This window comes from Sphingobacterium humi (assembly GCF_009768885.1).
Lineage (GTDB): Bacteria > Bacteroidota > Bacteroidia > Sphingobacteriales > Sphingobacteriaceae > Sphingobacterium > Sphingobacterium humi.
In genome coordinates this window covers 15,046-38,553 of record NZ_WSQA01000017.1, presented here as the reverse complement: position 1 = coordinate 38,553, position 23,508 = coordinate 15,046, and the positions used below count along the sequence as shown (strand labels likewise).

The 23,508-nt window shown below is 40.9% G+C and carries 20 protein-coding genes; 11 read left to right on the top strand and 9 right to left on the bottom strand.

The features are described from left to right. The first annotated feature begins 5 nt into the window (after window positions 1-5). The 7 genes from GQF63_RS17940 to GQF63_RS17910 are packed head-to-tail and all read left to right on the top strand — an operon-like array spanning window position 6 to window position 6,566. The gene (locus GQF63_RS17940; protein WP_160370627.1) at window positions 6-611 is read left to right on the top strand and encodes a 3-keto-disaccharide hydrolase; all 606 of its coding nucleotides are present in this window, start codon (window positions 6-8) and stop codon (window positions 609-611) included. A 14-nt stretch (window positions 612-625) separates the two neighbouring features. Continuing rightward, a complete protein-coding gene (locus tag GQF63_RS17935) occupies window positions 626-1,708 on the top strand; it encodes a Gfo/Idh/MocA family protein (protein ID WP_160370626.1) in 1,083 nt (360 codons plus the stop codon). 54 nt (window positions 1,709-1,762) lie between these two features. Continuing rightward, window positions 1,763-2,692 carry a sugar phosphate isomerase family gene (locus GQF63_RS17930; protein WP_160370625.1) on the top strand — a complete coding sequence of 310 codons (930 nt, stop codon included), beginning with the start codon at window positions 1,763-1,765 and terminating at the stop codon, window positions 2,690-2,692. Between the two features lie 8 nt (window positions 2,693-2,700). Then, the gene (locus GQF63_RS17925; protein WP_160370624.1) at window positions 2,701-3,468 is read left to right on the top strand and encodes a PIG-L deacetylase family protein; all 768 of its coding nucleotides are present in this window, start codon (window positions 2,701-2,703) and stop codon (window positions 3,466-3,468) included. A 36-nt stretch (window positions 3,469-3,504) separates the two neighbouring features. Further along, window positions 3,505-4,335: a class I fructose-bisphosphate aldolase gene (locus GQF63_RS17920; RefSeq protein ID WP_160370623.1), complete on the top strand. Its 831-nt coding sequence runs from the start codon at window positions 3,505-3,507 to the stop codon at window positions 4,333-4,335. Window positions 4,336-4,340: 5 nt separating this feature from the next. Further along, window positions 4,341-5,486 (top strand): Gfo/Idh/MocA family protein, encoded by a 1,146-nt coding sequence (locus tag GQF63_RS17915; protein WP_160370622.1) that lies wholly within the window; start codon window positions 4,341-4,343, stop codon window positions 5,484-5,486. Between the two features lie 54 nt (window positions 5,487-5,540). Next, window positions 5,541-6,566 carry a carbohydrate kinase family protein gene (locus GQF63_RS17910; protein WP_160370621.1) on the top strand — a complete coding sequence of 342 codons (1,026 nt, stop codon included), beginning with the start codon at window positions 5,541-5,543 and terminating at the stop codon, window positions 6,564-6,566. A gap of 185 nt (window positions 6,567-6,751) precedes the next feature. Here GQF63_RS17910 and GQF63_RS17905 read toward each other — a convergent pair whose 3' ends face one another. Genes GQF63_RS17905 through GQF63_RS17890 form a run of 4 tightly spaced genes read right to left on the bottom strand, consistent with a single transcriptional unit; the run spans window position 6,752 to window position 13,791 of the window. Continuing rightward, entirely contained in the window at window positions 6,752-7,450 is a 699-nt protein-coding gene (locus tag GQF63_RS17905; RefSeq protein ID WP_160370620.1) for a DUF4998 domain-containing protein, read from the bottom strand. Window positions 7,451-7,473: 23 nt separating this feature from the next. Then, window positions 7,474-8,652 carry a DUF5000 domain-containing lipoprotein gene (locus GQF63_RS17900; protein WP_160370619.1) on the bottom strand — a complete coding sequence of 393 codons (1,179 nt, stop codon included), beginning with the start codon at window positions 8,650-8,652 and terminating at the stop codon, window positions 7,474-7,476. A gap of 35 nt (window positions 8,653-8,687) precedes the next feature. Continuing rightward, the gene (locus GQF63_RS17895) at window positions 8,688-10,577 is read right to left on the bottom strand and encodes a RagB/SusD family nutrient uptake outer membrane protein (RefSeq protein WP_160370618.1); all 1,890 of its coding nucleotides are present in this window, start codon (window positions 10,575-10,577) and stop codon (window positions 8,688-8,690) included. A gap of 10 nt (window positions 10,578-10,587) precedes the next feature. Then, complete coding sequence (locus GQF63_RS17890; protein ID WP_246163609.1) at window positions 10,588-13,791, bottom strand: SusC/RagA family TonB-linked outer membrane protein; 3,204 nt, start codon at window positions 13,789-13,791, stop codon at window positions 10,588-10,590. Between the two features lie 321 nt (window positions 13,792-14,112). Between GQF63_RS17890 and GQF63_RS17885 the strand changes: the two genes are divergently transcribed. The 4 genes from GQF63_RS17885 to GQF63_RS17870 all read left to right on the top strand — a co-directional run bounded on the left by GQF63_RS17885 (window position 14,113) and on the right by GQF63_RS17870 (window position 15,583). Further along, complete coding sequence (locus tag GQF63_RS17885; protein WP_160370617.1) at window positions 14,113-14,253, top strand: hypothetical protein; 141 nt, start codon at window positions 14,113-14,115, stop codon at window positions 14,251-14,253. A 319-nt stretch (window positions 14,254-14,572) separates the two neighbouring features. Then, a complete protein-coding gene (locus tag GQF63_RS17880) occupies window positions 14,573-14,821 on the top strand; it encodes a hypothetical protein (RefSeq protein ID WP_160370616.1) in 249 nt (82 codons plus the stop codon). A 98-nt stretch (window positions 14,822-14,919) separates the two neighbouring features. Then, a complete protein-coding gene (locus GQF63_RS17875; protein ID WP_160370615.1) occupies window positions 14,920-15,156 on the top strand; it encodes a hypothetical protein in 237 nt (78 codons plus the stop codon). A gap of 31 nt (window positions 15,157-15,187) precedes the next feature. Continuing rightward, window positions 15,188-15,583 (top strand): helix-turn-helix transcriptional regulator, encoded by a 396-nt coding sequence (locus GQF63_RS17870; protein ID WP_212592647.1) that lies wholly within the window; start codon window positions 15,188-15,190, stop codon window positions 15,581-15,583. A 151-nt stretch (window positions 15,584-15,734) separates the two neighbouring features. On the opposite strand, the gene GQF63_RS17865 is transcribed toward GQF63_RS17870, so the two are convergent. The 5 genes from GQF63_RS17865 to GQF63_RS17845 all read right to left on the bottom strand — a co-directional run bounded on the left by GQF63_RS17865 (window position 15,735) and on the right by GQF63_RS17845 (window position 23,477). Further along, complete coding sequence (locus GQF63_RS17865; RefSeq protein WP_160370613.1) at window positions 15,735-17,126, bottom strand: aspartate aminotransferase family protein; 1,392 nt, start codon at window positions 17,124-17,126, stop codon at window positions 15,735-15,737. Window positions 17,127-17,150: 24 nt separating this feature from the next. Next, on the bottom strand, window positions 17,151-18,311 hold the full coding sequence (locus GQF63_RS17860; protein ID WP_160370612.1) for a carbohydrate kinase family protein: 1,161 nt from the start codon (window positions 18,309-18,311) through the stop codon (window positions 17,151-17,153). 6 nt (window positions 18,312-18,317) lie between these two features. Then, a complete protein-coding gene (locus GQF63_RS17855; protein ID WP_160370611.1) occupies window positions 18,318-19,661 on the bottom strand; it encodes a hypothetical protein in 1,344 nt (447 codons plus the stop codon). Window positions 19,662-19,831: 170 nt separating this feature from the next. Next, a complete protein-coding gene (locus GQF63_RS17850) occupies window positions 19,832-21,076 on the bottom strand; it encodes an MFS transporter (protein WP_160370610.1) in 1,245 nt (414 codons plus the stop codon). Window positions 21,077-21,092: 16 nt separating this feature from the next. Beyond that, entirely contained in the window at window positions 21,093-23,477 is a 2,385-nt protein-coding gene (locus tag GQF63_RS17845; protein WP_160370609.1) for a glycoside hydrolase family 3 C-terminal domain-containing protein, read from the bottom strand. Window positions 23,478-23,508 lie beyond the last annotated feature (31 nt).

Here is a 23,508-nt window from a genome sequence, read left to right as displayed (position 1 = left end):
ACAGCATGAAAAATTACCTTTTAGTCATTCTCATCTTGGGTTTGTTGAGCTTCAGTAGCCCTAGTTCTGCCCAAACGAAAACCTTGTTCAATGGAAAAGATTTAACCGGTTGGACAGTTCATGGTACAGAAAAATGGTATGTAGAAAATGGGGAATTGATTTGTGAAAGCGGACCAGATAAACAATATGGGTACTTATCTACGAATACCAGCTATAAAAATTTTGAACTCAACTTGCAATTTAAGCTCGAAGCCAATGGCAACAGTGGCGTATTTATCCGTTCGGATATCGACGGCTTGAAGATTAAAGGCTGGCAAGTTGAAGTAGCGCCTCCCGGGTCCAATAGCGGGGGTATCTATGAGTCATACGGTCGTGGTTGGTTAATCCAACCGGGGGCAGAGGAACAAAAAGCCTTAAAAGCTACCGATTGGAATAAAATGCGCATTGTAGCCAAGGGTAATGAAATTACAACTTGGATCAATGGCAAGCAGATGGTTCACCTATCCGATCAAAAAATAGGCGATGCCCAAGGCTTTATTGCTTTACAGATTCACGATGGCGGTGGCATCAAAGTACGTTGGAAAAATATTAAGATCAAAGAACTCAAATAAATCGACCCTTGGTTATGGAAAATCAAAATAAAAAAGTTCGCATCTTGGTGGTAGGTTGTGGCAATATGGGAGCTTCCCATGCCTGGGCTTACCATATTATGGACGAATTTGAAATTGTAGGCTTGGTATCCAGAGGAAAAAGCAAAGAGCTATTGAATGAGAAAATGGGAGGCGGCTATCCTTTGTATGATGATTTTGAGACGGCCTTAGCAGCAAGCAAACCCGACGCGGTTTGTATCTCGACCTACCCAGACACCCATGAAGCCTATGCCGTAAAAGCCATGGAAAGTGGCTGCCATGTTTTCGTGGAAAAACCAATCGCCAGTTCGGTGGAAGGTGCCGAGCATGTGCAACAGGTGGCAAAACAAACGGGTAAAAAATTGGTAGTAGGCTATATTTTGAGGCATCACCCTTCTTGGATTCAATTTGTGAATATGGCTGGCGATTTAGGCAAGCCCTTAGTGATGCGGATGAACCTGAACCAACAAAGCGATGGTGCGATGTGGACCTTGCACCGCAACCTGATGTCGAGCTTAAGCCCGATTGTTGATTGTGGCGTACATTATATCGATGTGATGTGTCAGATGACTCGCTCTAAACCGACACAAGTTTATGCCATTGGCGCCAGGTTAACCAACGAGATTCCCCAAGACAATTATAATTATGGCAACCTACAGATTCGCTTTGAAGATGGCTCTGTAGGTTGGTATGAGGCTGGTTGGGGCCCTATGGTTAGTGAAACGGCCTTCTTTGTAAAAGATGTGGTAGGCCCGAAAGGATCCGTTTCTATCGTGGCCAAAGAAGCCGGAGGCACCGGAAAATCGGGGTCTATTGAAGCGCATACCAAAACCGAATCCATTTTACGCCACCACGCCAGTTTAACGAAGGAAGAACTCTTTGCACAGGAAGATGAATGGTTTGACTTAACCGATGAACCCGATCATCAAGAACTCTGCAACCGTGAGCAAGCCTATTTTTTAAAGGCTATTCAAGAAGATGTAGACTTAAGCGACCATATTGAAGATGCGGTAAACAGCTTGCGCATTGCCTTTGCCTGCGATAAGTCGGTGAAAACCGGCGAAGTTGTCCGTTTATAAACAAAGAACAGCATATATTAATCAACATAAACACCTCTATTTAAACCCTTAGCAATGAGAAAGATAAGTAGGCTTGCCGAAACCTGGTGGGATTATACTACCTTGGATGAACAGATTATGCGCGATGCTGCCCAGCTTAGCGAAAAAGATTTACTGCAATTGAGCCGCCCGGGATTCAAAGTGATATTCCATGAAACCTTGGAAGAGTTTTACCTGGCCGAGGCCTTGCAATACATTGAAGCCTGGAAGCAATCGACAGCAGCTGCACCGGCAGGTATCTGCGGACCTATTGGCCCTACCGAACAACTACCCTTAGTAGCTCAATTGGTCAATAGCCTAGAAATAAACCTGAAAAACTGCCATTTCTGGGGCATGGATGAATGGTATGAACATGGCACTGAAGTGCCTGACACCCATCCTCTTTCTTTTGTGAAAGCAAATCGTGATTTACTCTTCAACAAAATCAAGCCCGAACTACGTATGCCGGAGGAGAACATTCATTATCCGCTGGCATCTAACTTGGCCGAGTATACTAAAAGTTTTGATGAGATTCGTTGTGTAACCATGCAAGGCGGACAGGGTGATGCCAAACATTGGGCCTTTAACGATCCGTTGAAGCGCAGTGGTGCTTATGCCGATGCGCCGCCAACCGCCGAAGAATACCGGCAATTGAGTGCCCGTATTGTCGATTTACACCCCATTACCTTAATGCAAAATGCACGCACTTCAGGTGGTGGCTATGTGGTTGGGGTACCAATGCAAGCGACCACCGTAGGCCCGGTAGAGACTTGGAAGGCCGAGCGGGTTAGCATTTGGCAAGCCGGCAATCATGACAACCCCTTTGGGATGCGATTGACAGCTTTCATGATTTCCAAAGGTATTGTGGATACCGCCGTGCCAATGTCTTTATTGGCGGACCACCCAAATGTGGAGTTCCATTACTACCGGAAAGCAATTAAATCTGTAGACACTGAAATGCACTAACCTTTCACATGAACGATACGAATAAAACGATATTAGCCTTAGTTGCCCATCCGGATGATGCTGAAATCCTATGCGCCGGTACCTTAGCCCAATTAAAGGAGAAGGGCTGGCAGATAGAAATGGCCACCATGACGCCGGGCGATTGCGGAACAACAACCCTTAGCCGTGAGGAGATTGGCCGGATTCGCAAACAAGAAGCCGCAGATGCCGCTAGCTTATTGGGTGCTAATTACAACTGCCTGGAATGCGATGATGTCTTTGTGCTGTACGACAGACCGAGCTTATTAAAAACCATCGCCTTAATTCGTAAAACAAGGCCACAAATTGTGATGACCATGAGCCCTTCCTGCTATATGGTCGATCATGAAATGACCAGCAAATTAGTACAGACAGCCTGTTTTAGTGCGGGTATTGTGAATATAAAAACCGAAGGTGCCGAACCTTATTTTTACACGCCACATCTCTATTACTTAGATGCCATGGAAGGCAAGGATAAATTTGGCGAAGCGATAAAACCCGGTATGATCGTAGATATCAGCGATAAAATCGGTATGAAGGAGGAGATGTTAGCCTGCCATGCCTCGCAACGCACCTGGCTTCGTGAACACCATGGTATGGATGAGTACATCATTGCCATGAAGGCTTTTTCATCCCATCGGGGCGAACAAATCGGGGTAGCCTATGGCGAGGGATTCCGTCAGCACCTAGGCCATGCCTTCCCGCAGGACAATATTTTACAAGCAGAACTCGGCGATTTAGTCCATGTCGACTTTTAACCAATCGCAATCTATTACCTATAATGAATACAAGCTATGAAATCATATCGCCTGAACAGGCTTTTTAATAGTAAGTCTGGCCATTGTTTTGATGTGGCCATAGACCATGGTTTTTTTAATGAATACGGCTTTTTGCAAGGCATCGAAAGTGTTCAAAAATCGGTAGACATCTTAGTCGATGCAGCTCCCGATGCCATTCAGCTGACCGTTGGTCAAGCAGACTACCTGCAATCCATTCCTGGTCGGGAAAAACCTTCTTTGGTTCTTCGTACCGATGTGGCCAATGTTTATGGCAAACAATTGCCAAGGACGCTCTTTAGCCGGATGATTGAAAACCCCATTGAACAGGCCATTCGTTTAGATGCGGTTTGTGTGGTGGTCAATCTATTCAGTATTCCTGACGAGCCTGAAGTAACCGATCAATGTATCCAGAACATTCTGAAAATAAAACCAGAAGCAGATCGCTATGGCATTCCCTTGATGGTAGAACCTTTGGTGTTCCGCCCGAATAGCGAAGCCGGAGGCTATATGGTGAATGGCGATCCGGAGAAGATCATTCCTTTAGTACGACAAGGGGTTGAACTCGGCGCCGATATCATTAAAGCAGATCCGACCGATGATGTTTCCTTATACCATCGTGTGGTTGAAATTGCCGGCAAGATTCCAGTCTTGGTACGTGGCGGCGGTAAAGCAAGTGACGCTGAGATCTTGGAGCGCACCTATCAGCTGATGCAGCAAGGCGTCAAGGGGATTGTGTATGGGCGTAATGTGATTCAGCATGCCAATCCTGGGGGCATGACGCAAGCCTTAATGGCCATTGTGCATGAAGGCAAAAAACCAGCAGAAGTAATTGACCTTTTAAGCTAAAATTGATGAAAACAGTACGTGTTGGTATTATCGGCGGTGGATTAATGGGCAAGGAAGCAGCCAGTGCCTTCGGGCGTTGGTTTACCTTGAACAACTATCCTGTAAAGGTGCAACTGACCGCAGTTTGCGACCTGAACGAACAAGCATTGGAATGGTATAAACAAATTGAAACCGTTTCTCTATTAACCACAGATTATACCACACTGATACATAGTGAACAGGTGGACGTGGTTTACATTGCAGTACCTCATCACCTGCATAAATCGATGTACATCGAAATTCTGCAAGCCGGCAAAGATTTATTAGGCGAAAAACCCTTCGGCATTGACCTAAAAGCCGCCGAGGAAATCATTAATACCGCAAAATCATTAGGGCGATTTGCACGCTGTAGTTCCGAAATGCCCTTCTTTCCGGGTGCCCAACGCGTAGTTGAGGAAGTAAAGAGCGGTCGTTTAGGCCGGATTATAGAGATTAAAGCGGGCTTTTTACATGCCAGCGATATGAACCCTCAAAAACCCGTAAACTGGAAGCGTCAATCGGCCTACTGTGGTCAGATTGGTGTGATGGGCGACTTGGGTATCCATGTTCTCCATATTCCTTTACGCCTGGGTTGGCGTCCGGAGATTCTATTTGCCCAACTGCAGAAAATAATAACCAAACGGCCCGATGGCAAAGGGGGCATGGCCGATGCTGACACTTGGAATAATGCTATTTTAACCACACAGGTGCATAGCGACGGAGATGAGCCCATTCCGATGACCTTGGAAATGAAACGCCTGGCGCCCGGCGAAACCAACACCTGGTATATTGAGGTGTATGGCACCGAAGGTGGTGTAAAATACAGCACCAAGGACACCAAAGCCTTATGGACCTTTAATTGGAACCAGGGGAATGAGCAGTCTTGGCAACGTACCGACCTCGGCTTTCAAGTTCCCTTCCCAACCATTACCGGCGGTATTTTTGAACCGGGATTTCCCGAAGCCTTTATGCAGATGCTGGCTGCCTTCTTCGCAGAGCGGGAGGGGAAATTAGACGGTCGATTTGGCTGTGTAACCCTGGAAGAGGTACTGGCCAGCCATGAGATTTTCGATGCCGCCCTCCTATCGCACCAGGATCGTAAATCAGTAGACATACAGACGGTGGCAAGCTAAACATCCCATGTATTTAAAAGAAATAAATTAGGCGTTTATTAATTGACAACACGTATGCAGCAAGCGCAACGATCGGGCATCTTGGCCGCCGGAAATTGGATTTTAGATGAGGTTAAGCTTATCGACAAATTCCCCGAAGAACAATCCCTGGTCAATATCCTAGATGAATATAAGAGTAACGGCGGCTCCGCCTACAATATCCTATCGGCCTTAGTTCGCTTAGGCGCAGCATTCCCCTTGGAGGCCATCGGCCTCGTTGGTGATGATGCTCACGGCCGCTGGATTTTAGCAGACTGTAAACAAGCCGGTATCAATTGCGATCAATTGAAGAGCCTGCCAGATGTTCCTTCCTCCTATACCTTAGTGGTATCCGTAAAACAATCGGGCAAGCGTACGTTCTTCCATCACCGTGGCGCCAATGCCAAGCTCGAGAAGTCGCATTTTAACCTCAACCAATCGCAAGCAAAAATATTCCACCTGGGCTACCTATTGCTATTGGATAAACTGGACGAAATTCAAAGTAATGGCCGAACCCAAGCCTCTGAAATTTTGGAAGAAGCCAAACAACAAGGATTTATTACTACCGTAGACCTGGTCTCTGAAAACAGCGATCGCTTTACCAACATTGTCCCTTGTGCCCTACCTTATGTCGATTACCTCTTTCTAAATGAGTTTGAAGCCAGTAGACTGGCGGGAATCGACCTGATGGAGCTGCATGATGAACAAGAAATGGAACGCCGATGCATGCAGGTGTTTGATAATATTTTCGCCATGGGCGTGCAAGATTGGATCATCATCCATTTCCCCGCAGGGGTCTGGGCCGCGCAACGCAATGGCCTCCGCCTCTTTCAACCGAGCTTATTCCTACCGGAAGGCTATATCGTGGGAAATAACGGCGCCGGAGACGCCCTAGCCGCCGGAATTCTTCTTGCCGTGCATGAGGGATGGCCCATGCAAGAGGCGCTGAAACTCGGCGTATGTGTGGCTGCCGCTAGTCTGGCCGATGTTACTTGCTCGGACGGGATAAGCGATATAAAAAGCTGCCTTGAGCTGGGAGAAGAACTCGGGTTTAGGAAATAGCATTGCTTTTTTCTGAAGCTTTTCAAGGCCGTATCCAGCCCCACTGCAAAGGGGATTGATACGGGTTTGAAAGGGGAGTGAAAGGGGTCTGCAATGGAAATGAAAAAGGAAAGCCCCGAACTATTTCGGGGCTTTTCACATCAAAAAAAGATAAACAATTACCTCCTTTTATGAATAATGAAGTCTTAAGGAAGTACGATGGGAACTTCTACTTTTTCCGTGTAGAAGGAGTCAATGGCTCCCTTTTCAGGAAGGAAAATAGTCCTGTAAGATAAACCCGATTTAAAACTTCCTAGAATACTAGATTTTTCAGAAGGTGAAATCAAGGTATCTACTGATCTATTATTAAGGTCAACATATTGCATTTCGACAGCAACGCTTTTTTCAACGGCACCATGCCAGTTAATTGTCAGTCCTTTAGTTACAGTGGAATAACTAGAACTTTTTACTTTCCTATTATGGAGTGATGCTTGAAATAAATCACCATACACTTTAATGTTTAGAGGTAATGGAATAGATCTATTCTTCAGCTCACTATTCGTTGTAACCAATTCAAAGGCATAATTATTTTCCTCTAAATTTCCGACAATGACATCAACTGGTTCCAGCCTAGATTTTGTTGGTATATCTAAAAGCAGGGAGTCTTTTTTTAGGTTCCAAAACAACAGAATTTTCTTGGCCTTGGGGTCGGAAGTCCAATAACGGATTAATGCTCTTTTATTTCCGCTCATCACTTTAGCGGAATCAGGCTGACCTACATATACCTGTTCTCCATCTTTGAGATATTTATCATGTAGATCATTCATTTTTGAACAAGATCCAAGTGTTAATAAAAGAATGAATAAAGCGAAACAGGTACCTATATAATTTTTATTACTTCTCATAATTATCATATTAATAAGCATTATTATTTTTGAATTTGGCCAAAGAAGCTTACTTCCATAATTTGAGTATGGGTTGTTGAACCCCAAGTTTCATGGACCACTAATCGAATATAACGGATTGCTGGAGATTCCAAATCAACCATATAATCTTCCCCTTTACGTCCGGCATATTCCATATCCTCTTCTGACACTTGGCCTAATGGTAGTCCACTGGGTTTATAAGAAAGGAAGTCCCCAAGTTTTTTCCAAGTACTAAAGTCCTGATTTACATTAGGATGTTCAGATCCCCAAACTTCAAACCGTTTTACATTGGCTCCTGTATATAATTGAGCAGCATCTGAACGTTGAAATATTTTAAAGCGGCTTAATTTAGCCGTTTGGCCCAAATCAAAGGTTATATTCATTGGTTTTGCCATGCCAGTAGGGGTACTAAACCCAGGAGTGGCCAACGACTTATTCCACATATTCTGTAAAATCCAACCTTGGCCCAAATCTTGGTATGGAAGACCCGGCGGATTCCAACGTGCAAACTTCCCTTTGTCTAATTCCTCTTCAAATAATGGAAAAAACCTTCCTACTTTTGTTTCTGTTCGATTTTGCCAACGATCACGAACGAATACCGCAAACTCTTGATCCTTCGACTCTTGACCTCGGACATTTGAAATTCCGTTTTTTGCATTTGTATAAATATGGTCTATTTCCACAAATTTATTCGTTTCATCTTTTCGCATTACCGTAATGACAACGTCTGATTTATTTTCATTTTCCCATACTAATCGAATTCCACCAAAATCATTGGACATTTGAATACTCGAAAAAACATCATAAATCGGTGCGTCTAAAGGTTTAATTTTAACATTGATCGGTTTAGACTCGTTTTTACTTCGATCGCCTGTCAAAATTTGTACGTCCTGTTCACGCGATTTCCCTAAACCTTCTATTAAAATAGTATTAGTATAAGCAGAAGATTTTTGCTCCACCTGCTCACCATTATCAAGATGGTAGATTACTTTTACATAAAGTAAGTCTTCGTCAGACGGCAAGTCATATGATAAAATAGCTCCTCCACTTAAATTTTCAACCCCCACATTTTTAACATTATCCGGAGCCACATTATCTAAAGGATACTGTCCAACTTCCTGATCGACACATGCACTGAGCAATAGCATCCCAAAGATTGGATATATAAGATAATTTCTCATGGTTATTCTCATTAATTTCATAATTCATATTTTGCTTACCATCCAATATTTTGAATTAAATTTCTATTGATTGATAATTCACTTTGTTTAATTGGCCAAAAAACATCTTTGAGGTTATATCTCAAATTATTAATGGTTCGAACCATATAAAAATCCGCCGGTTCTTTCTCTTCAATATTCCATCCTTGAACAGGCTCTCCAAACTCCTGCACCGCTATTTTCCAACGCCTTGCATCCCATAGTCTATGGCCCTCAAACATCAATTCAATATTCCGTTCACGTCTAATAATATCACGCATACCAACTTTGGATAAATATTTATCTGGAAATTTGGAATGCGTGGCCCAAGCCTCCTCTACAGAAGGAATACCAGCTCTTTCTCTAATAGCATTTACATACTTATAGACTTCCTGGTTTGGCGTTTGCAAAGACTCATTAAGTGCTTCAGCATACATTAAATAGAGATCTGCTAATCGAAGAATGGGAAAGTCCCAACGTTTTTCAATGTAGGTTTTTACATTAAAAACAGATTCTATGTTCGCTAATTTCTTTATGTAATAGGAGGAAATAGAATAGCGCTCTATACCAACTCGCCCAGATTGTTGTCCAAATCTGCAGTTCACTGGCCATTGTTGTTTTTCATTTAATCGCCCTAATCCAAACCACAAACCAGCATCCACAGCAAGGCTTCCATAAAAACGATATTCACGATTTAAATGTAAATTAATAGTCTGCACGTTTTGTTGCAATAACAAATCGTGATCTATACCTGTTGTCACTAATTCATAACGCCCCTCGTAATCATAGTTTACATCCTCCTCTATCGGCACGCCATTTTTCGTGTAAAATTCTTCTACAGCTTTTAAAGTGGGAACAGTTACAGAGCGCACAAATGATGCATGATCACCATGCAATGCAGGCAGCGTGTATTCTTCTAAAATGCGACTATTTCCATAATGTCCAATTCCCCATATCCGCTCCTGGTTCCACTTGTCGGTAACCACTCGACCAGCCGTTAACACCTTCCTAGTGGTTTCAGAAATATTTAGCGACTGATTATTGAATTCATAGAGTTTAATTCCAGCTTCATGACAAATATCTATCGCTGCCTTACAAGCTTGTGCGGCCTTTTGCCATTTACCTTCCTCGGCAGTTTGATTAAATAATTGAGTACCTTTATTATCTACGAAGGTGCTATAATCTTTATTTCCATTAAACAATGGGCTGGCAGCAGTGAGCAATACTTTCGCTTTCATGCTTAGGGCAATGGGTTTGGTAATCCTGCCCAATTCCGAAACTTCAAGATCGATTTTTAACGGTAAATCATCAATAGTTTTGTCTATTGTTTGAACTATATAATCTACAACCTTATCAATAGGCTCTCTATAAACTGCCACATCTGAGGGGTTTGCATCAATTGGAAGATTTTCATCCACAACAGGAATAGGTCCATACATTTGCATCAGAAAGAAATGATAATAGGCCTTTAGGAAATTAACTTCTGCCGCCCATCTTTTCTTTTCATACTCATCTAAATCTCGAACTTCGTCTATTTTGTTTAAAAAGATATTACAATCCCGAATTGCCTGCCAAAGATTCGTTGCTCCATTTTCGCCATTCCAATAATTCAAAATTGGCGAGGTTACCCTATTTCCATCGCGCAACAATTGAAACCCAAGTTGAGGAAGCCATTCAACCCCACTATTAGACCAGGTATAATCATCAAACATACTTGGTGATTGGGGTAGCCCGTGTCGAGGCATATATGAATAACAAGTAAACAAATACTGTTCTGCTCGTATGCGATCTTTAAATGCATAATCGAGTGTGGCTACATTATCAGGCACAATATCGAGGTACTTATCACAAGAATTCAACAAGAAAGTTGCCAATAAGCAGTTAATAATCCATATTTTCTTTTTCATAATTCGCATCTTAAAATGAGATTTGTAAACCAATATTTCCAACACGTTGAACAGGGTAGCCTAAACCGTTTCCAGCCATCTCAGGATCCCATAATTTAAATTGACTAAAGGTGAGTAGGTTTACTCCACTGGCATATAACCGTGCCTTTTGTACGCCAAATTTACTAGTCCAGTTTTGTGGAAACGTGTAACCTGCCTCTACAGATTTTAGCCTTAAAAACGATCCATCGCGCATAAACCAAGTACTTACGGCATTATTGTTTTCATTTTCTTTAAAGGATAAACGTGGCCAAAGAGCATAAAGGTCGCGGTTTGCTTCAGACCAATGACTATCTTGGTAGGCTTTTAATAATGCATTTCCATTAATGCCAATAAATGGTGCAGTAGCTTTACTATCAATCCAAAAGGATTCTCTCCCTAGCCCTTGAAAGAAACAGGAGAAATCTGCACCTTTCCAGCCCACAGAAACTCCAAAACCATAAACAACTTGTGGAACGGTAGGAAAACCTATAGGCACCCGATCAATTTCATTAATTTGACCATCGTTATTAATGTCCTTATATTTAATATCCCCAGCCATAACTTCAGGGCCTTGATAAGGCGAGTTTTTCACTTCATTATCATCCACAAATAAGCGTTCAGCTACATAGCCCCACCGTTGGCCGTAGGAGTAACCTACTGTGGATCGCCATGGAGTATCTCCATAATCGGGTTCAGAAACTGCTACCATTTCACTAACTGCATAAGTGAAGTTTGCCCTTGCACTTAACCATATTCCAGAGTTAAAGCTTTTACTAAAATCTAGCGATGCATCGAGACCTGAGCTTTTCATTTCCCCTAAATTCGCTCTTGGGGTAACTTGTAAGCCCATTGTAGCAGGTATATGACTGCGGGTTAAAAGAATATTTTTGCGATTTTCTTTATATATATCTGCGTTTAAGGTGAGCACATTCGCAATTTTCAATTCCACCCCAAAGTTTGATTTATATGCTGTTTCCCAAGTAATATTTGAGTTTTCATAGCGAGAAATAGAGATACCATTCTTAGTATATTGGAAATCAGAACCAAAAGTATACCCCCTAGTACTATTGTTCATATTCATTTGAGATAAATAATAAAATCGATCCTCTGCCGAACCAATAGCATCATTTCCAACTAAGCCATAGGTTGCTTTTAGTTTGAACATTGAAATAACCCTACGGATACCATCGGACCAAAACGGTTCGCCTGACACGTCCCATGCTGCTCCAATAGAAGGGAAAAAGCCAAAACGATTATTCTTATCAAACCGCTCTGACCCATTATAACCGAAATTACCCTCTAAAAAATAGCGATCTAAGAAGGAATAAGTAGCACGACCAGACAGACCTAAATTCCGATATGCTAAGGATTTTTGTAATGTACCCGCATTTCCTATTAACGAGTTTCTCATAACAAATACGAGCAATCCACTTAGGGCATGCTTTTCCCCCAGCTTCTTGTCATAATTTAATGCCGCTTCCATATAACTATTAGTACTGATTTCTTTAGCCCCTTCCGCATAATCTAAATGCTCTTGACCACTTTCCGGATTAATACCAACAATGCTATATGAATCATTAATTTTATCGTACATGCCCACTTTATAATAGAAGGGTTTATAAAAGCGCTGCACATCGAAATAAGCGTATCTATTTGTACTAAATAATCCTCTTGCCTTTAGGCCTGGAGTAATAAAACTCAAATCTTGTTTAAGTTCAAATTGAGCCATCATCAAAGATTTTGAGTAATCTTTATAACCTCGCATCAAGTCGGCATAAGGGTTTATATACTCACCTGTACCCGAGTTACCAAATAAGATATGCGTTACATTTTCATGCGCATCATCAACTGGGTAATAAGCTGGGAACAGTACAGGATTTGATCGAACGACTTTATTATACAAGGAGGTAGCACTTTCAAGTGGCCCTGTATAATCATCAAAAGTGCCGTGCAATCTAATTATTGCTTCTGTTGAATTGGTTACATTAATGTTGATGTTAGATCTTAGTAGATATTTTTTCAAATCTATATTGCTATTGAAGTTATTCCGTTCATCAACATTCAACATCCCATTATCTTTATTATATGTTGCTGCGATATAATAGCGCGCTACTTTTCCCCCGCCACTAACATTAAAATTTAACCGATCATTAACTGTATAGTCTTTAAAGAGAGTTGATTGCCAGTCGGTCACTGGGTACATTAAACTATTGCTTCCCTTTTCCGTATTTTCAATCTTCTCCTGGCTATACATCATAATACCTAAAGGGTCTCGGGTCAGAATAGATTCATTATGCAATCGCATATAAGAAATTGGATCCGCTAACTCAATATTTTGAGTAGCTCCAGATAATGATCTTTCATAACGGACGGAAACAGAAGCTTTTCCCTCCTTACCTTCTTTTGTACTGACAAGTATTACCCCATTAGCACCTCGAGCGCCATATAAAGCCGTTGCAGAGGCATCTTTCATGATGGAAAAACTGGCAATATCATCAGGTTGCAATCGGGCAAGATCTTCAGAGCGCATTTCTACCCCGTCAATCAAAATTAATGGGCTTGAGGCATATCCAAACGTTGTGACACCTCGTATAAAGAAGTCTGCATTATCTTGGCCTGGTTCGCCACTACGTTGATAAGCCACAAGACCGGCAACTCGCCCAGCTAATGCAGTGGTTAAATTGCTGGAAGGAACCTTTAGTTCAGAAGGATTTATGGTAGACATAGAACCCACAGTTTCCTTTTTCCGTTGCGATCCAAAAGCCACCACAACGACTTGCTCTATCTCCGCATCTGATGCTTGCATGATCACATTAATTTCCCTTCTGCCTCCTACTGGTACTTCCTGGGTATGATAGCCGACATTAGAAAACAGGAGAATTGACGAACTATTGGTTATACGTATGACATACATACCTTTTTCGTCCGTGGATGTACTTACTTTCTCATTTCCTTTTACCGAGATAGATACGCCAGGTATAGCTTGTCCCAAACTGTCAGTTACTAGACCAGCCACTGTAACTTGTTGTAAAAGCAATTGGCTATCAGGAAGTCTTAAAGATTCCCTTTTAAAGTTTTCAAATGAATTTTCGGGCCTCTCAAGGGCATAATTGTACAATGGCATGAATAATAAGTAGAAATACCAGAGGTACAATATCCCCTTAAACCCCAGTAGTTTAATTGGAATTTTCATAATTTTTGGTTAGTTTTTTATGTTTTACGCGAATTGGTTACAGTCAAACTTTGCAAAGATTTCAATAGGAACCGGCTAATAATAAATATGTATGACTTATTGCCAAGATAGGAACTAATTTTATATATACAAATATTTTAATAAGTATTACATATGTAAATAAGTTTAAAGGTTTCTACTGGGTTTAATTATTGTATGATTTGAGAATCAACTTTATAAAAAACTAAAACCATAAAGCAAGTGCAAAGCACCGTATTTTAATTGAGAATCTACTAATATAAAATGAAAAAGATGAGGTGTGAAAAAACTGCTTCATGTAACATGAGCGTAAGTTTTTTAAATAAGTCAGAAAAAAAGAATTCAAATATTATTGATAAGCCTATCCTTTATCAGGAAGCCCATACCAGTAGCCAATATGCAAAGCAGTATTTAGGTTCATCGGCCTTGCATCGCGAAGAATGACTTCTGGTATGTCTTAGTAGCCTCCAGGAGTAAACATCGTTAAAATCCTTTTCTCCAAGTCCTAATCAACAAGCCGTTTTACTTCCATATTCACGAAATATCTAATTTAACTCGTTATAATTATATTTTCATTTTTTTGTATTATTTTGACTAAATAAAATTATTGGATAAATTTATTTACTTTTATTATCTAATTTTGCAGTCCAACGTTCATTTATTGCAGAATTTAACGACACCACGCTACACTAATATTAACTCAAACGACACACTGTTTTTTTACATAATTAATCCAATATGATAGCACTTTACCCGAGCATTTATGAAAATTGAACTGACGCGTCTGAATTATCCCCGCATTCAAACAATTATTAATATCCCCGATGACCTACAAGATGACGCTGCTGATGATTTTGTGGAAATTGTGGCGAGTAAACAATTAGAGGAGTTAAACGTCGAAAGGAAGAGTTTCCATCTTCAGGGTGTTCATATCCATATGTCCAAAATCTTCGATTTAGAGAACCTGAATTCCAAGTTAAATCCGATAAACCCTACCTACAATTTCAAGTAGAACTATCAAATGGCGGTATTTCCTACTTCCCTATCGAGGAACAGGCGCAGGCCATTAAAGTCGAGAAAAAGGAATTTGCTTTGTTTTATATCCCTAAAATGAGTGGAACCTATAAAAGACAAGCCTGCCAAAACTCCTTTACCTTAGAAATTCAAATGAGTGTCCCCTGGATTAAGCGGCATCTGCAGATTGATATTAAATCGGCCAAGAAATTCTTACAGGCTATGGAAGAACAGAAGCTTGCCATATTCGGGGGGGCGCGCCTTTCCGGTAACCGGAGAACTGCAACGCATCTTCTGGGAGCTCTATACCTGCAATTATCAGTCAAGCATTAAAAAGGTGTATTTGGAATGCAAGATCAAGGAAATGCTATCTATTCTTTTCCATTCCGCTGAACAGAAAATAAAGGAAGGAAAACAGATAAACCTCTCGCTGCAGGAAACAAATCGCCTGCATGCCATCAAGGAATTCTTAAGCAAACCCCAATTGGAATTTTACAGCATCCAAACATTGGCAGAACGCGCCTATATGAACAGAACCAAGCTGCAAGCCGGCTTTAAACAGCTCTTTGGACAAACCATTAAAGACTATGCAATTGATGCGAAATTAAGTAAAGCGTATGAACTGCTGTCAAATAAGGCAAAAACATCGATTAACATTAATGAGATCGCGCGCATGGTAGGTTATCGAAGTCCACATTATTTTGCTGTAGCTTTTAAGCAGAAGTCGCCTAGCGAGGTAAAAGTGAGAGCAACGGAGTAGAGAAAACTTAGTAAATAAGAATCTACAAACCAGCTTTTCACCCATAGAAAAAGATAACAGCTATAAAAAAGAAGCGACCACCCCTGGTCGCTCTTGTTGTATAAAACTAATTGTAAAAGAAATTCTATATGCTTCAACCCTAAAGTCACCTTTATTGGGTATACCCAAATTCTTTCTCTGTTTCCCAAATGGATTCTTCTATGATATCCATCCCAAGCTTTGCGTAATGCTCATCCATAATTAGCGGAGGCGACATTCGTAGAATATGCCCTGCGGGAATCCATGCGAGCCCTTTTCTGAAGGCTTTTTGATATACCGAAATACCTGCTTCTAAAAATGGCTCCTTTGTTGATTTATCTTTCACCAGCTCAATTCCTAATAAAAAGCCTTTCCCTTTTACATCACCGATGATAGGGTGGTCACGTTTCATCTGCTCCAATCGTTTCATAAAATAATCACCCACCTGCTTTACGTTCTCCAAAATCTGCTCATCCTCAATTACTTCTATGGAGGCTAATGCAGCTGCACAGGCCATTGGGTTGCCACCATAACTTGATGAGGCTGAAATTTTTTCTAAGGCTTCGGCATATTCTTCCTTCACGACCATTGCTGTCACTGGGAAGCCATTTCCAAAGGATTTCCCAAAAGTCACAATATCCGGAATAACGTCCCAATGGTTTAGCGTAAGCCATTCGCCAGTTCTTCCCATTCCCGCCAATACCTCATCATCATATAATAGTATATTATACTTTTCACAAAGTGATTTAAGCTTAGGGAAAAAGTCGTCTGGTGGAAAAATGCTTCCTGCCCAGCCTTGTGCAGGTTCTAACACAAAGGCGGCAACATTTCCAACCGTACCTTCTTTCAAGAAGTTTTCATAAAACTGGATATAGGCATCAGTATCAATTGTTCCATCAGCTTTAACCCATAAAGGACGGTATGGATCAGGTCGTGGCACCATGTAAAATCCTGGAGCGCGGGTTGGGCCATAAGAGAATGTTTCGCTTCTAAACATTTGCGCACAACTAACCGCACTCATACTTTTACCATGGAAATCCCGATAGGCAGAAATAAATTCATGTTTGTTGCTAATGGCCCGAGCCGCTCTTATGGCTGCTTCTACTGCTGTGGTCCCATCTGAATAAAGTTGGATGGCATTTAAGTTACCTGGAAGAATATCGGCCATTTTCTCCATCAGTTTTTCCTTCACGGGAGTCGAGAAATCATGAGCATTCATCAACTTTTTTGCCCAAAATGAAATGGCTTCTGAGATTTTAGGGTGGCAATGCCCTAAGGAAGCCACATAAATTCCAGATGAGAAGTCAAGGTATCGGTTACCATCGACATCTGTTAGTGTAATGCCATAACCTTCTTCAAAACAAACTGGAAATAGCTTTACCTGAGAACTTAGCCCTTTCATAAACCTACTGGTATTCTGATGCATGGCTTGTGATCTAGTACCAGGTGTTTCGGTTATTATTTGTGGAATGCCCATAGCAGATTCTCTCCACCAGTTTTTGTCCATTGGAATATTGTTATTCATATTGAAATATTTTAGTTAAAACTGTTAGCTTTTATCGATACTCGCTTTGAGGAGTTCCGTTAATTCCTGTACAGGATGATTTGTGTTATTTATTTCCCTTGTCATATCATCCCAATCTTTGAGCTCAGAAAAAATATCTTTACAATACAAGTTATTTCGCCCAGCCAAGGCTGCATACTTCAGGGCTTCTTGTGGATTATGGCCATTGAGTAAAGCCGTTAAAAATGCTGCACCTGCAGTATCTCCTGCACCTGAGGCATTTTTAATCTTTTCAACCTCTGCTGGAAAAGCTGGACAGAACCATTGTTGATTGCTCCATTCTTCCACATCTAACCCAAGTTCACCCTTTTTATTAATTTCCTCCACATCTTTAGTCCATAGAAACAACCCTCGGTGCGCAGCTTTTATCAAAACGACATTCGCACCTAATGCTACCAACGTCGCTCCTAATTCAGAAATTAACTCAACAGAAGTCAAGTCGATAATGTCGCCTTCTGTTGCTTCAAACAGAGTGTATTCATACGGGAACACAATTTTTAAAGCTTCTTCTAAGGAAGGCATGAAAATATCTGTGTAGGGTAAGGTATTTCGTAACACCTGTATCCAATTTACTTTACCAGAATCACTTTCAGAGTCCGGCAAGCTGAAATCCAAAGAGGTGACAACCTTTCTACGTTGTACTTCCTGAAATAATTTGGTAAGATGCTTTCCCTGCTGTTTGTAGAACTGCTTTAATAACGGTGGATATCCAAAATGGAAAATTTGGCAATTTTCTACGACATTGAAGTCAATAGATTCAATATCATAAAGTTCACTGCAACCGGGAGACTCTAAAAATATTCGATCAACTCCTGGCGGGGAAATCACCAGTCCAAAAGCTGTTCCTTTCTCCGTAACAGTTTTAATTCCTTGTGCCAAACCGTATTCTTGCAGTGCGGAAATCGCAATTTTACCAATAAAATCAGAGCCAATTAATCCGTTTAATAGAACCTGTTGGGAAAACTTCTTCATAGCTAGGCCTGTATTGGCAACAACCCCACCTAAGGTAGATTCCATCCCGTCAATTTCTATCAAACGACCTGGTCTTAGCACTTGATATTGCGTATGCCGATCTTCCTGAATTTTAAAAGACGGCACCAAGTCAACACAAATATACCCGGCAATTATGGCGTTAAATTTCTTCATATGTTATTAAACCACATTTACACTCGCCAAATAGCAAAACTCCTTTAATATTGCCGTGTAATCACCATAAACAGCAATGTAATGTTGTCCGGAAATCTGCTCGGCAAATTCTTCAACTGAATGTTCAAGTTTCAATTCGAAGCTTGGCAATAATGGAGCTGGTTCATCCCAACCTGCCTCCATCCAATTAATTGGTGAAGCCGTTCCTCTTACCATATGCATCCAGAATTGATCGCCTGTTTGGCTCACACGCAACAAGGTCATTTCCCCCGGCCGAACTTTAGAAATATTTAATAGCCCTCCAGATATCCCTCCAAAGGCAGCTTGGGTAACTGTGACTTTACCATCGACCACTTCGGCGGGAACATAATCAGGCACCCCCATCAATACGCTGTTTTCAAAGAATTCATAGAATTCAAAATATGCAGCACATTGGCCCGTTAATTTTTTAACGATAAGTTGAGTAACTGCGCCCATGACATCGTTCTCTGGAATAGTGCAAAGCCCCGCCTCATCAGCCAATAACATAAAAACAAATGCTGGTGGATATTTTAATAGACTTTTCATACCATCTACGTCCTTGATGGATATGGCCGATATTCCATGTCTATTTGCAAGTTCCTTGATTGCTAAATAATAGCGAACACCCTGCTCCAAAAAGGCAGTTTCGATAGCTGTTTGAAAAACCCAATCAGATTGAATCTTCGTTAAGACGACAGCAAGCTCCTTTTCTTCCACTCGTTCAGCGCCAGTTATCATTTCCAGAAGTTCAAAAAACTCCACTTCCATGCCCAATTTACGTTTTAAGGATATGCCATCATACAGGGTGTTATATAGCCTCATATCTCGGAAACCAAACATACCAACCTTTGCTGATTGTAATTCCTTTAAGGCAAAAGATGCTTTCACAAAGTCTTTAATTTTTGCTATAGGACTGGGCTTCCCAACAATGTTATAAATATATTTAAACTTATAACCCAGGTCGGCAAAAACCTTGCGTAAAGCTGTTGTTCCTGCCTGTGCAGCAGCGGTTACAAGGCGCTGGTTTTCATAATAACCTGCAAGCCCCCAGAGAATCATAGGTTTATCAGCAAATTGTGAAGTAATAGCGATAACAGCATGAGACGGAATCCAACCGGTAAGACAAACAACTAGGAGATCAAACGGCACTTCAGATAAATCACGTATTGCCCGTTGTACATCCTGTCCATCCACATCATCACGAACTATCGGGCTTGTAACAAGCGAGTATCCTAATGCTGCGATTTCTGCTCGAGCCTTGTCACAACTTTCAGTTATTAAATCTATCGGAGAATTAACTTCCCCAAATCCTACAAATCCTATTCTCATCGGTTTCATTCTATTTAGTCTGGTGTTTCAAAAAATTATTATTGAACTGATTCAGGTTTTTACTCATACTCAAAACTATCATCCACAACCTATTTATAAAACGACTAGATTCACCATTATTGACACTATGTTTGCATGAAACAATAGCATTTATGAAAATACAAGGCAAACTAGATAGCTTCATGCACTTTTTCCTTTAATTCTGGCTTAGCTTGCTTTACGTATTTTCTCCTCATATTCAGCAAAGCAAGAAACAGCAAATAGCCCACACTTAACAGCGGAATAATAAAAGCTTGTTGAATTCCAATCTTATCAGCTAATACCCCCATAAGCATCGGCAGAAAAGCTCCACCAGCAATCATCGTCACCATTAATCCGGATAACTGATTTTCCTTTTCAGGCATGCTATCAATAGTTATAGAAAAGATTAGTGGAAAGATGTTTGAGAAACCAAGGCCACAAATCAGGACACCAGTTAAAGTGAACCACATATGTTGAGAGGTAAGAATAATTACAATACCAACAATTGCAACAACTACAGAATACATCAGCATATTGGCTGGTTTTAAAAACTTCAACAAATAGGAACCTAAGAAACGTCCAAAGAAAATAGGCAAATAAAAAAGCGACCAGCTGACCAAAAGGCCCATTTCGGAAAGCGAAATCTGAAATAAACTGTTTAATAAAATGGGTGTATGAGAAGCGATTGCAATCTCTAGTCCACAGTAAATAAATATGCCAAACATCATGAATACCACATATCTATTGGTTAGCAGTTGAATGCAGCTTTTCAAACTTGCCTGCTCGACAATGATCTGCGATTTCTTGTTGGCAAATCGACTTGTATTGAACATAAAAAATGCAAGAATAGCAATCGCGCTGTATATTGGAAATAACGAGGTCCAGTCTAACTTAAAAATGTTAAACATAAAAGTGGGCACTAAAAAGCCTAAGGATGAACCAATGGTAATGAAGGATTGTGCCAAAGAAAGATTGCTTGAATACTCTCCCCGACCTGAGATATCGCGTACAAAAGGATTCCCTGCCACTTGCAAAATAGCTCCGCCTGCCCCCATAAATAATGTTGACAAGAGTATTTTGTAAAATTGATTTAACGAAGAACTATCAACAGCTAACTTCCCATACATTCCAAAAACAATGGGCAAGAATAATCCGAGAAGCATAATACCTAAACCTAAGTTGATCACAAATACCTTCCCCTTTTTATTCTGCAAGACACCTACCGGGATAGAGAAGAGGCCAAATAATAAATAACCAATAAATGGTAAGGCCGTAGCAACCGTTATCGATAAGAGAAATGACTCTTTGGCCAAACTTACCATTGGCCCAACCGCGTCTACCATCCCCATAACGAGGAATATCAAATAAATGGGAAGGAATTTGAGAACTTTCATGCCGTTTATTTATTTTTTATCGAATATTAATTAACCCGGTCAGTTTTATATCATCAGAAGACCCGCCCACCATAATATCAAACTCCCCAGGTTCTACCACGTATTTCATATCTCTATTCCAAAGACCTAACTCTCGACAAGGTATACTAAAATTAACCAGCATTGTTTCTCCTGGTTGAATGAATACCTTATCAAAGCTTTTGAGCTCCATTATTGGCGTAGTTACAGAGCTAACTTTATCATTCACATACACCTGAACAACTTCCTTTCCTGCCACTTGACCCACATTCTTTACTTTCAAGGATAACCGAATGCTGTCATTAGCATTCAGATTGTTCTGTTCAATTTTTAAGTCCGAATACTCAAACTGAGTATAGCTTAATCCAAATCCAAATGGGAATAAAGGATCAGGAGAGGAGAAGACATAATCTCTACCAGGCTTTTCAGGAGTTCCTCGTTTTTTATAATGTCCTTTAGCTGAAGGTTTATGGTTGTAAAACACAGGAATATGGCCCACAGACTGCGGTACAGTCATAGTTAACTTTCCTGAAGGATTTACATCGCCAAATAGAATCCTAGCCAAGGCATGCCCACCTTGCGAACCAGGGTACCAAGCTTCTAAAATTGCAGGAAGGTTTTCCTTCTCCCATGGAATACTGTAGGGTCTTCCATGTACAGTCACCAAAACAATAGGTTTTCCCGTTTTGTACAGTGCTTGAATAAGTTCGGCCTGCACCCCCGGAGGATCTAATTCTGATCGGTCAAATCCTTCACCTGCAGTTGGTTCATCAACATCCTTTGTTGCTTCTCCCCAACCTGTTCCAGCTAATGACATACTACTTCCGCCAATTACCAAAACAACTACTTCACTCTGGTTAGCCGCAGCGATAGCATCTTCGAATCCACTTTTGTCCAGACTGGTAATTCCACATCCTTTCGCATAATTCACTTTCACGGAATTGCCAACTAAATTTTTGATCCCTTGTAAAATGGTGACCCCTGTAACATTATCCTTTGTTATGCTATAATCACCATATTGAACTTGATCTGCATTGGGGCCTATTACAGCAATGGATTTTAAAGTCTTGCGATTTAGAGGCAATAGCTTGTTTTGATTTTTTAATAGGATGATGGATTCTTCCGCAACTTCCTGACTTAATTGCTTGGAAATTGCCGTATTCACCATCGATGCAATATTCTTCGGCGCTTTATAAGGATTATCAAACATGCCTGCTTTAAACTTCACCCGTAAGATATTACCTGCCGCCTCATTCACCAAACGCTCTACTTCTTGGTCCTTTTTAGCAATAGCTATTAATTGCGAATAAGAATAATCATGTCCTTCTTGATCGACTCCGCTTTGCAGGGCTAATAGAGCGGTTTCTGCTTTATTTGCTGTTACATGGTGCTTCGTTTCTAACATATAAACACCACCGTAATCTGCAAAAACATAGCCTGTAAATCCATATTCATCTCTTAAGATGTCACGTAATAACTCTTTGTTGCCATGCACCGGAATACCATTAACCTCATTATAAGCCGGCATAATGGAATATACATTCGACTCTCTTACTGCCTTTTCAAATGGATATAAGTGAATACTTCGGAAGTCCCGAGGTCCAATCTCTACTGGAGCGATATTGATTCCCGCTGTGGGCACACTATACGCTACAAAGTGTTTTGCTGTCGCAATGAGTTTATCCTTCGGCAAAGCATCTTTGGTTAACTTAGGGTCACCTTGAAGACCATGCACAAAAGCTTTTCCGATTTCAGCAACTAAATAAGGATCTTCACCAAAGGCTTCTTCAACACGACCGTATCGGGGATCTCGAACGATATCAAATAATGGAGCAAAGAATTGGTCACAGCCTGTTAAAACAGCCTCTTTTGCCATCAATTCAGCCATTCTATAGATCAAGCTTGTATTCCAGGTACTGCCCTGACCTATAGATTGCGGGAAAATAGTAGCATCATAAGCTAGTTGACCATGAATCCCGCCTAAATCTACTTGAATAGCCGGAATTCCCCAGCGAGTATGCTTTCGAAGGTATTGGTCAGCAGCTTCAGAATACTCTGCAAGACCTTTTACATCTATGGGTTTACCGGTTCTTCCATCGGTAACTGGCGGATCGATACAACCAATGCCTTCCGCTTTAAAAAGCTTCTGCATTGACTCTTGGGTAATTTTACCCTTCGCATCATGCGACAAGTCCTGTAGACTAACCTTAATCATTTGAGCAACCTTCTCTTCAATAGACATTCGGCTCAATAAATCCTGTAAACGTTCTTCCGTTGGTAGCTTAGGATTTTTGTAGGGATAGTTTTGCGCAAAGCACAAATTGCTACCTAAGGAAATCATAAAAATAATGCTTACTGCAAATACAATGTTTCTTTTCATCATGTAAAAAAATACGTATATAGGTTAATAATTT

What these genes read in the sequence shown, in the direction of transcription:
- GQF63_RS17940 (WP_160370627.1), top strand. Translation starts at nt 6, where the DNA reads ATGAAAAATTACCTTTTAGTCATTCTCATCTTGGGTTTGTTGAGCTTC.
- GQF63_RS17935 (WP_160370626.1), top strand. Translation starts at nt 626, where the DNA reads ATGGAAAATCAAAATAAAAAAGTTCGCATCTTGGTGGTAGGTTGTGGC.
- GQF63_RS17930 (WP_160370625.1), top strand. Translation starts at nt 1,763, where the DNA reads ATGAGAAAGATAAGTAGGCTTGCCGAAACCTGGTGGGATTATACTACC.
- GQF63_RS17925 (WP_160370624.1), top strand. Translation starts at nt 2,701, where the DNA reads ATGAACGATACGAATAAAACGATATTAGCCTTAGTTGCCCATCCGGAT.
- GQF63_RS17920 (WP_160370623.1), top strand. Translation starts at nt 3,505, where the DNA reads ATGAAATCATATCGCCTGAACAGGCTTTTTAATAGTAAGTCTGGCCAT.
- GQF63_RS17915 (WP_160370622.1), top strand. Translation starts at nt 4,341, where the DNA reads ATGAAAACAGTACGTGTTGGTATTATCGGCGGTGGATTAATGGGCAAG.
- GQF63_RS17910 (WP_160370621.1), top strand. Translation starts at nt 5,541, where the DNA reads ATGCAGCAAGCGCAACGATCGGGCATCTTGGCCGCCGGAAATTGGATT.
- GQF63_RS17905 (WP_160370620.1), bottom strand. Translation starts at nt 7,450, where the DNA reads ATGAGAAGTAATAAAAATTATATAGGTACCTGTTTCGCTTTATTCATT.
- GQF63_RS17900 (WP_160370619.1), bottom strand. Translation starts at nt 8,652, where the DNA reads ATGAGAAATTATCTTATATATCCAATCTTTGGGATGCTATTGCTCAGT.
- GQF63_RS17895 (WP_160370618.1), bottom strand. Translation starts at nt 10,577, where the DNA reads ATGAAAAAGAAAATATGGATTATTAACTGCTTATTGGCAACTTTCTTG.
- GQF63_RS17890 (WP_246163609.1), bottom strand. Translation starts at nt 13,791, where the DNA reads ATGAAAATTCCAATTAAACTACTGGGGTTTAAGGGGATATTGTACCTC.
- GQF63_RS17885 (WP_160370617.1), top strand. Translation starts at nt 14,113, where the DNA reads ATGAGCGTAAGTTTTTTAAATAAGTCAGAAAAAAAGAATTCAAATATT.
- GQF63_RS17880 (WP_160370616.1), top strand. Translation starts at nt 14,573, where the DNA reads ATGAAAATTGAACTGACGCGTCTGAATTATCCCCGCATTCAAACAATT.
- GQF63_RS17875 (WP_160370615.1), top strand. Translation starts at nt 14,920, where the DNA reads ATGAGTGGAACCTATAAAAGACAAGCCTGCCAAAACTCCTTTACCTTA.
- GQF63_RS17870 (WP_212592647.1), top strand. Translation starts at nt 15,188, where the DNA reads ATGCTATCTATTCTTTTCCATTCCGCTGAACAGAAAATAAAGGAAGGA.
- GQF63_RS17865 (WP_160370613.1), bottom strand. Translation starts at nt 17,126, where the DNA reads ATGAATAACAATATTCCAATGGACAAAAACTGGTGGAGAGAATCTGCT.
- GQF63_RS17860 (WP_160370612.1), bottom strand. Translation starts at nt 18,311, where the DNA reads ATGAAGAAATTTAACGCCATAATTGCCGGGTATATTTGTGTTGACTTG.
- GQF63_RS17855 (WP_160370611.1), bottom strand. Translation starts at nt 19,661, where the DNA reads ATGAGAATAGGATTTGTAGGATTTGGGGAAGTTAATTCTCCGATAGAT.
- GQF63_RS17850 (WP_160370610.1), bottom strand. Translation starts at nt 21,076, where the DNA reads ATGAAAGTTCTCAAATTCCTTCCCATTTATTTGATATTCCTCGTTATG.
- GQF63_RS17845 (WP_160370609.1), bottom strand. Translation starts at nt 23,477, where the DNA reads ATGATGAAAAGAAACATTGTATTTGCAGTAAGCATTATTTTTATGATT.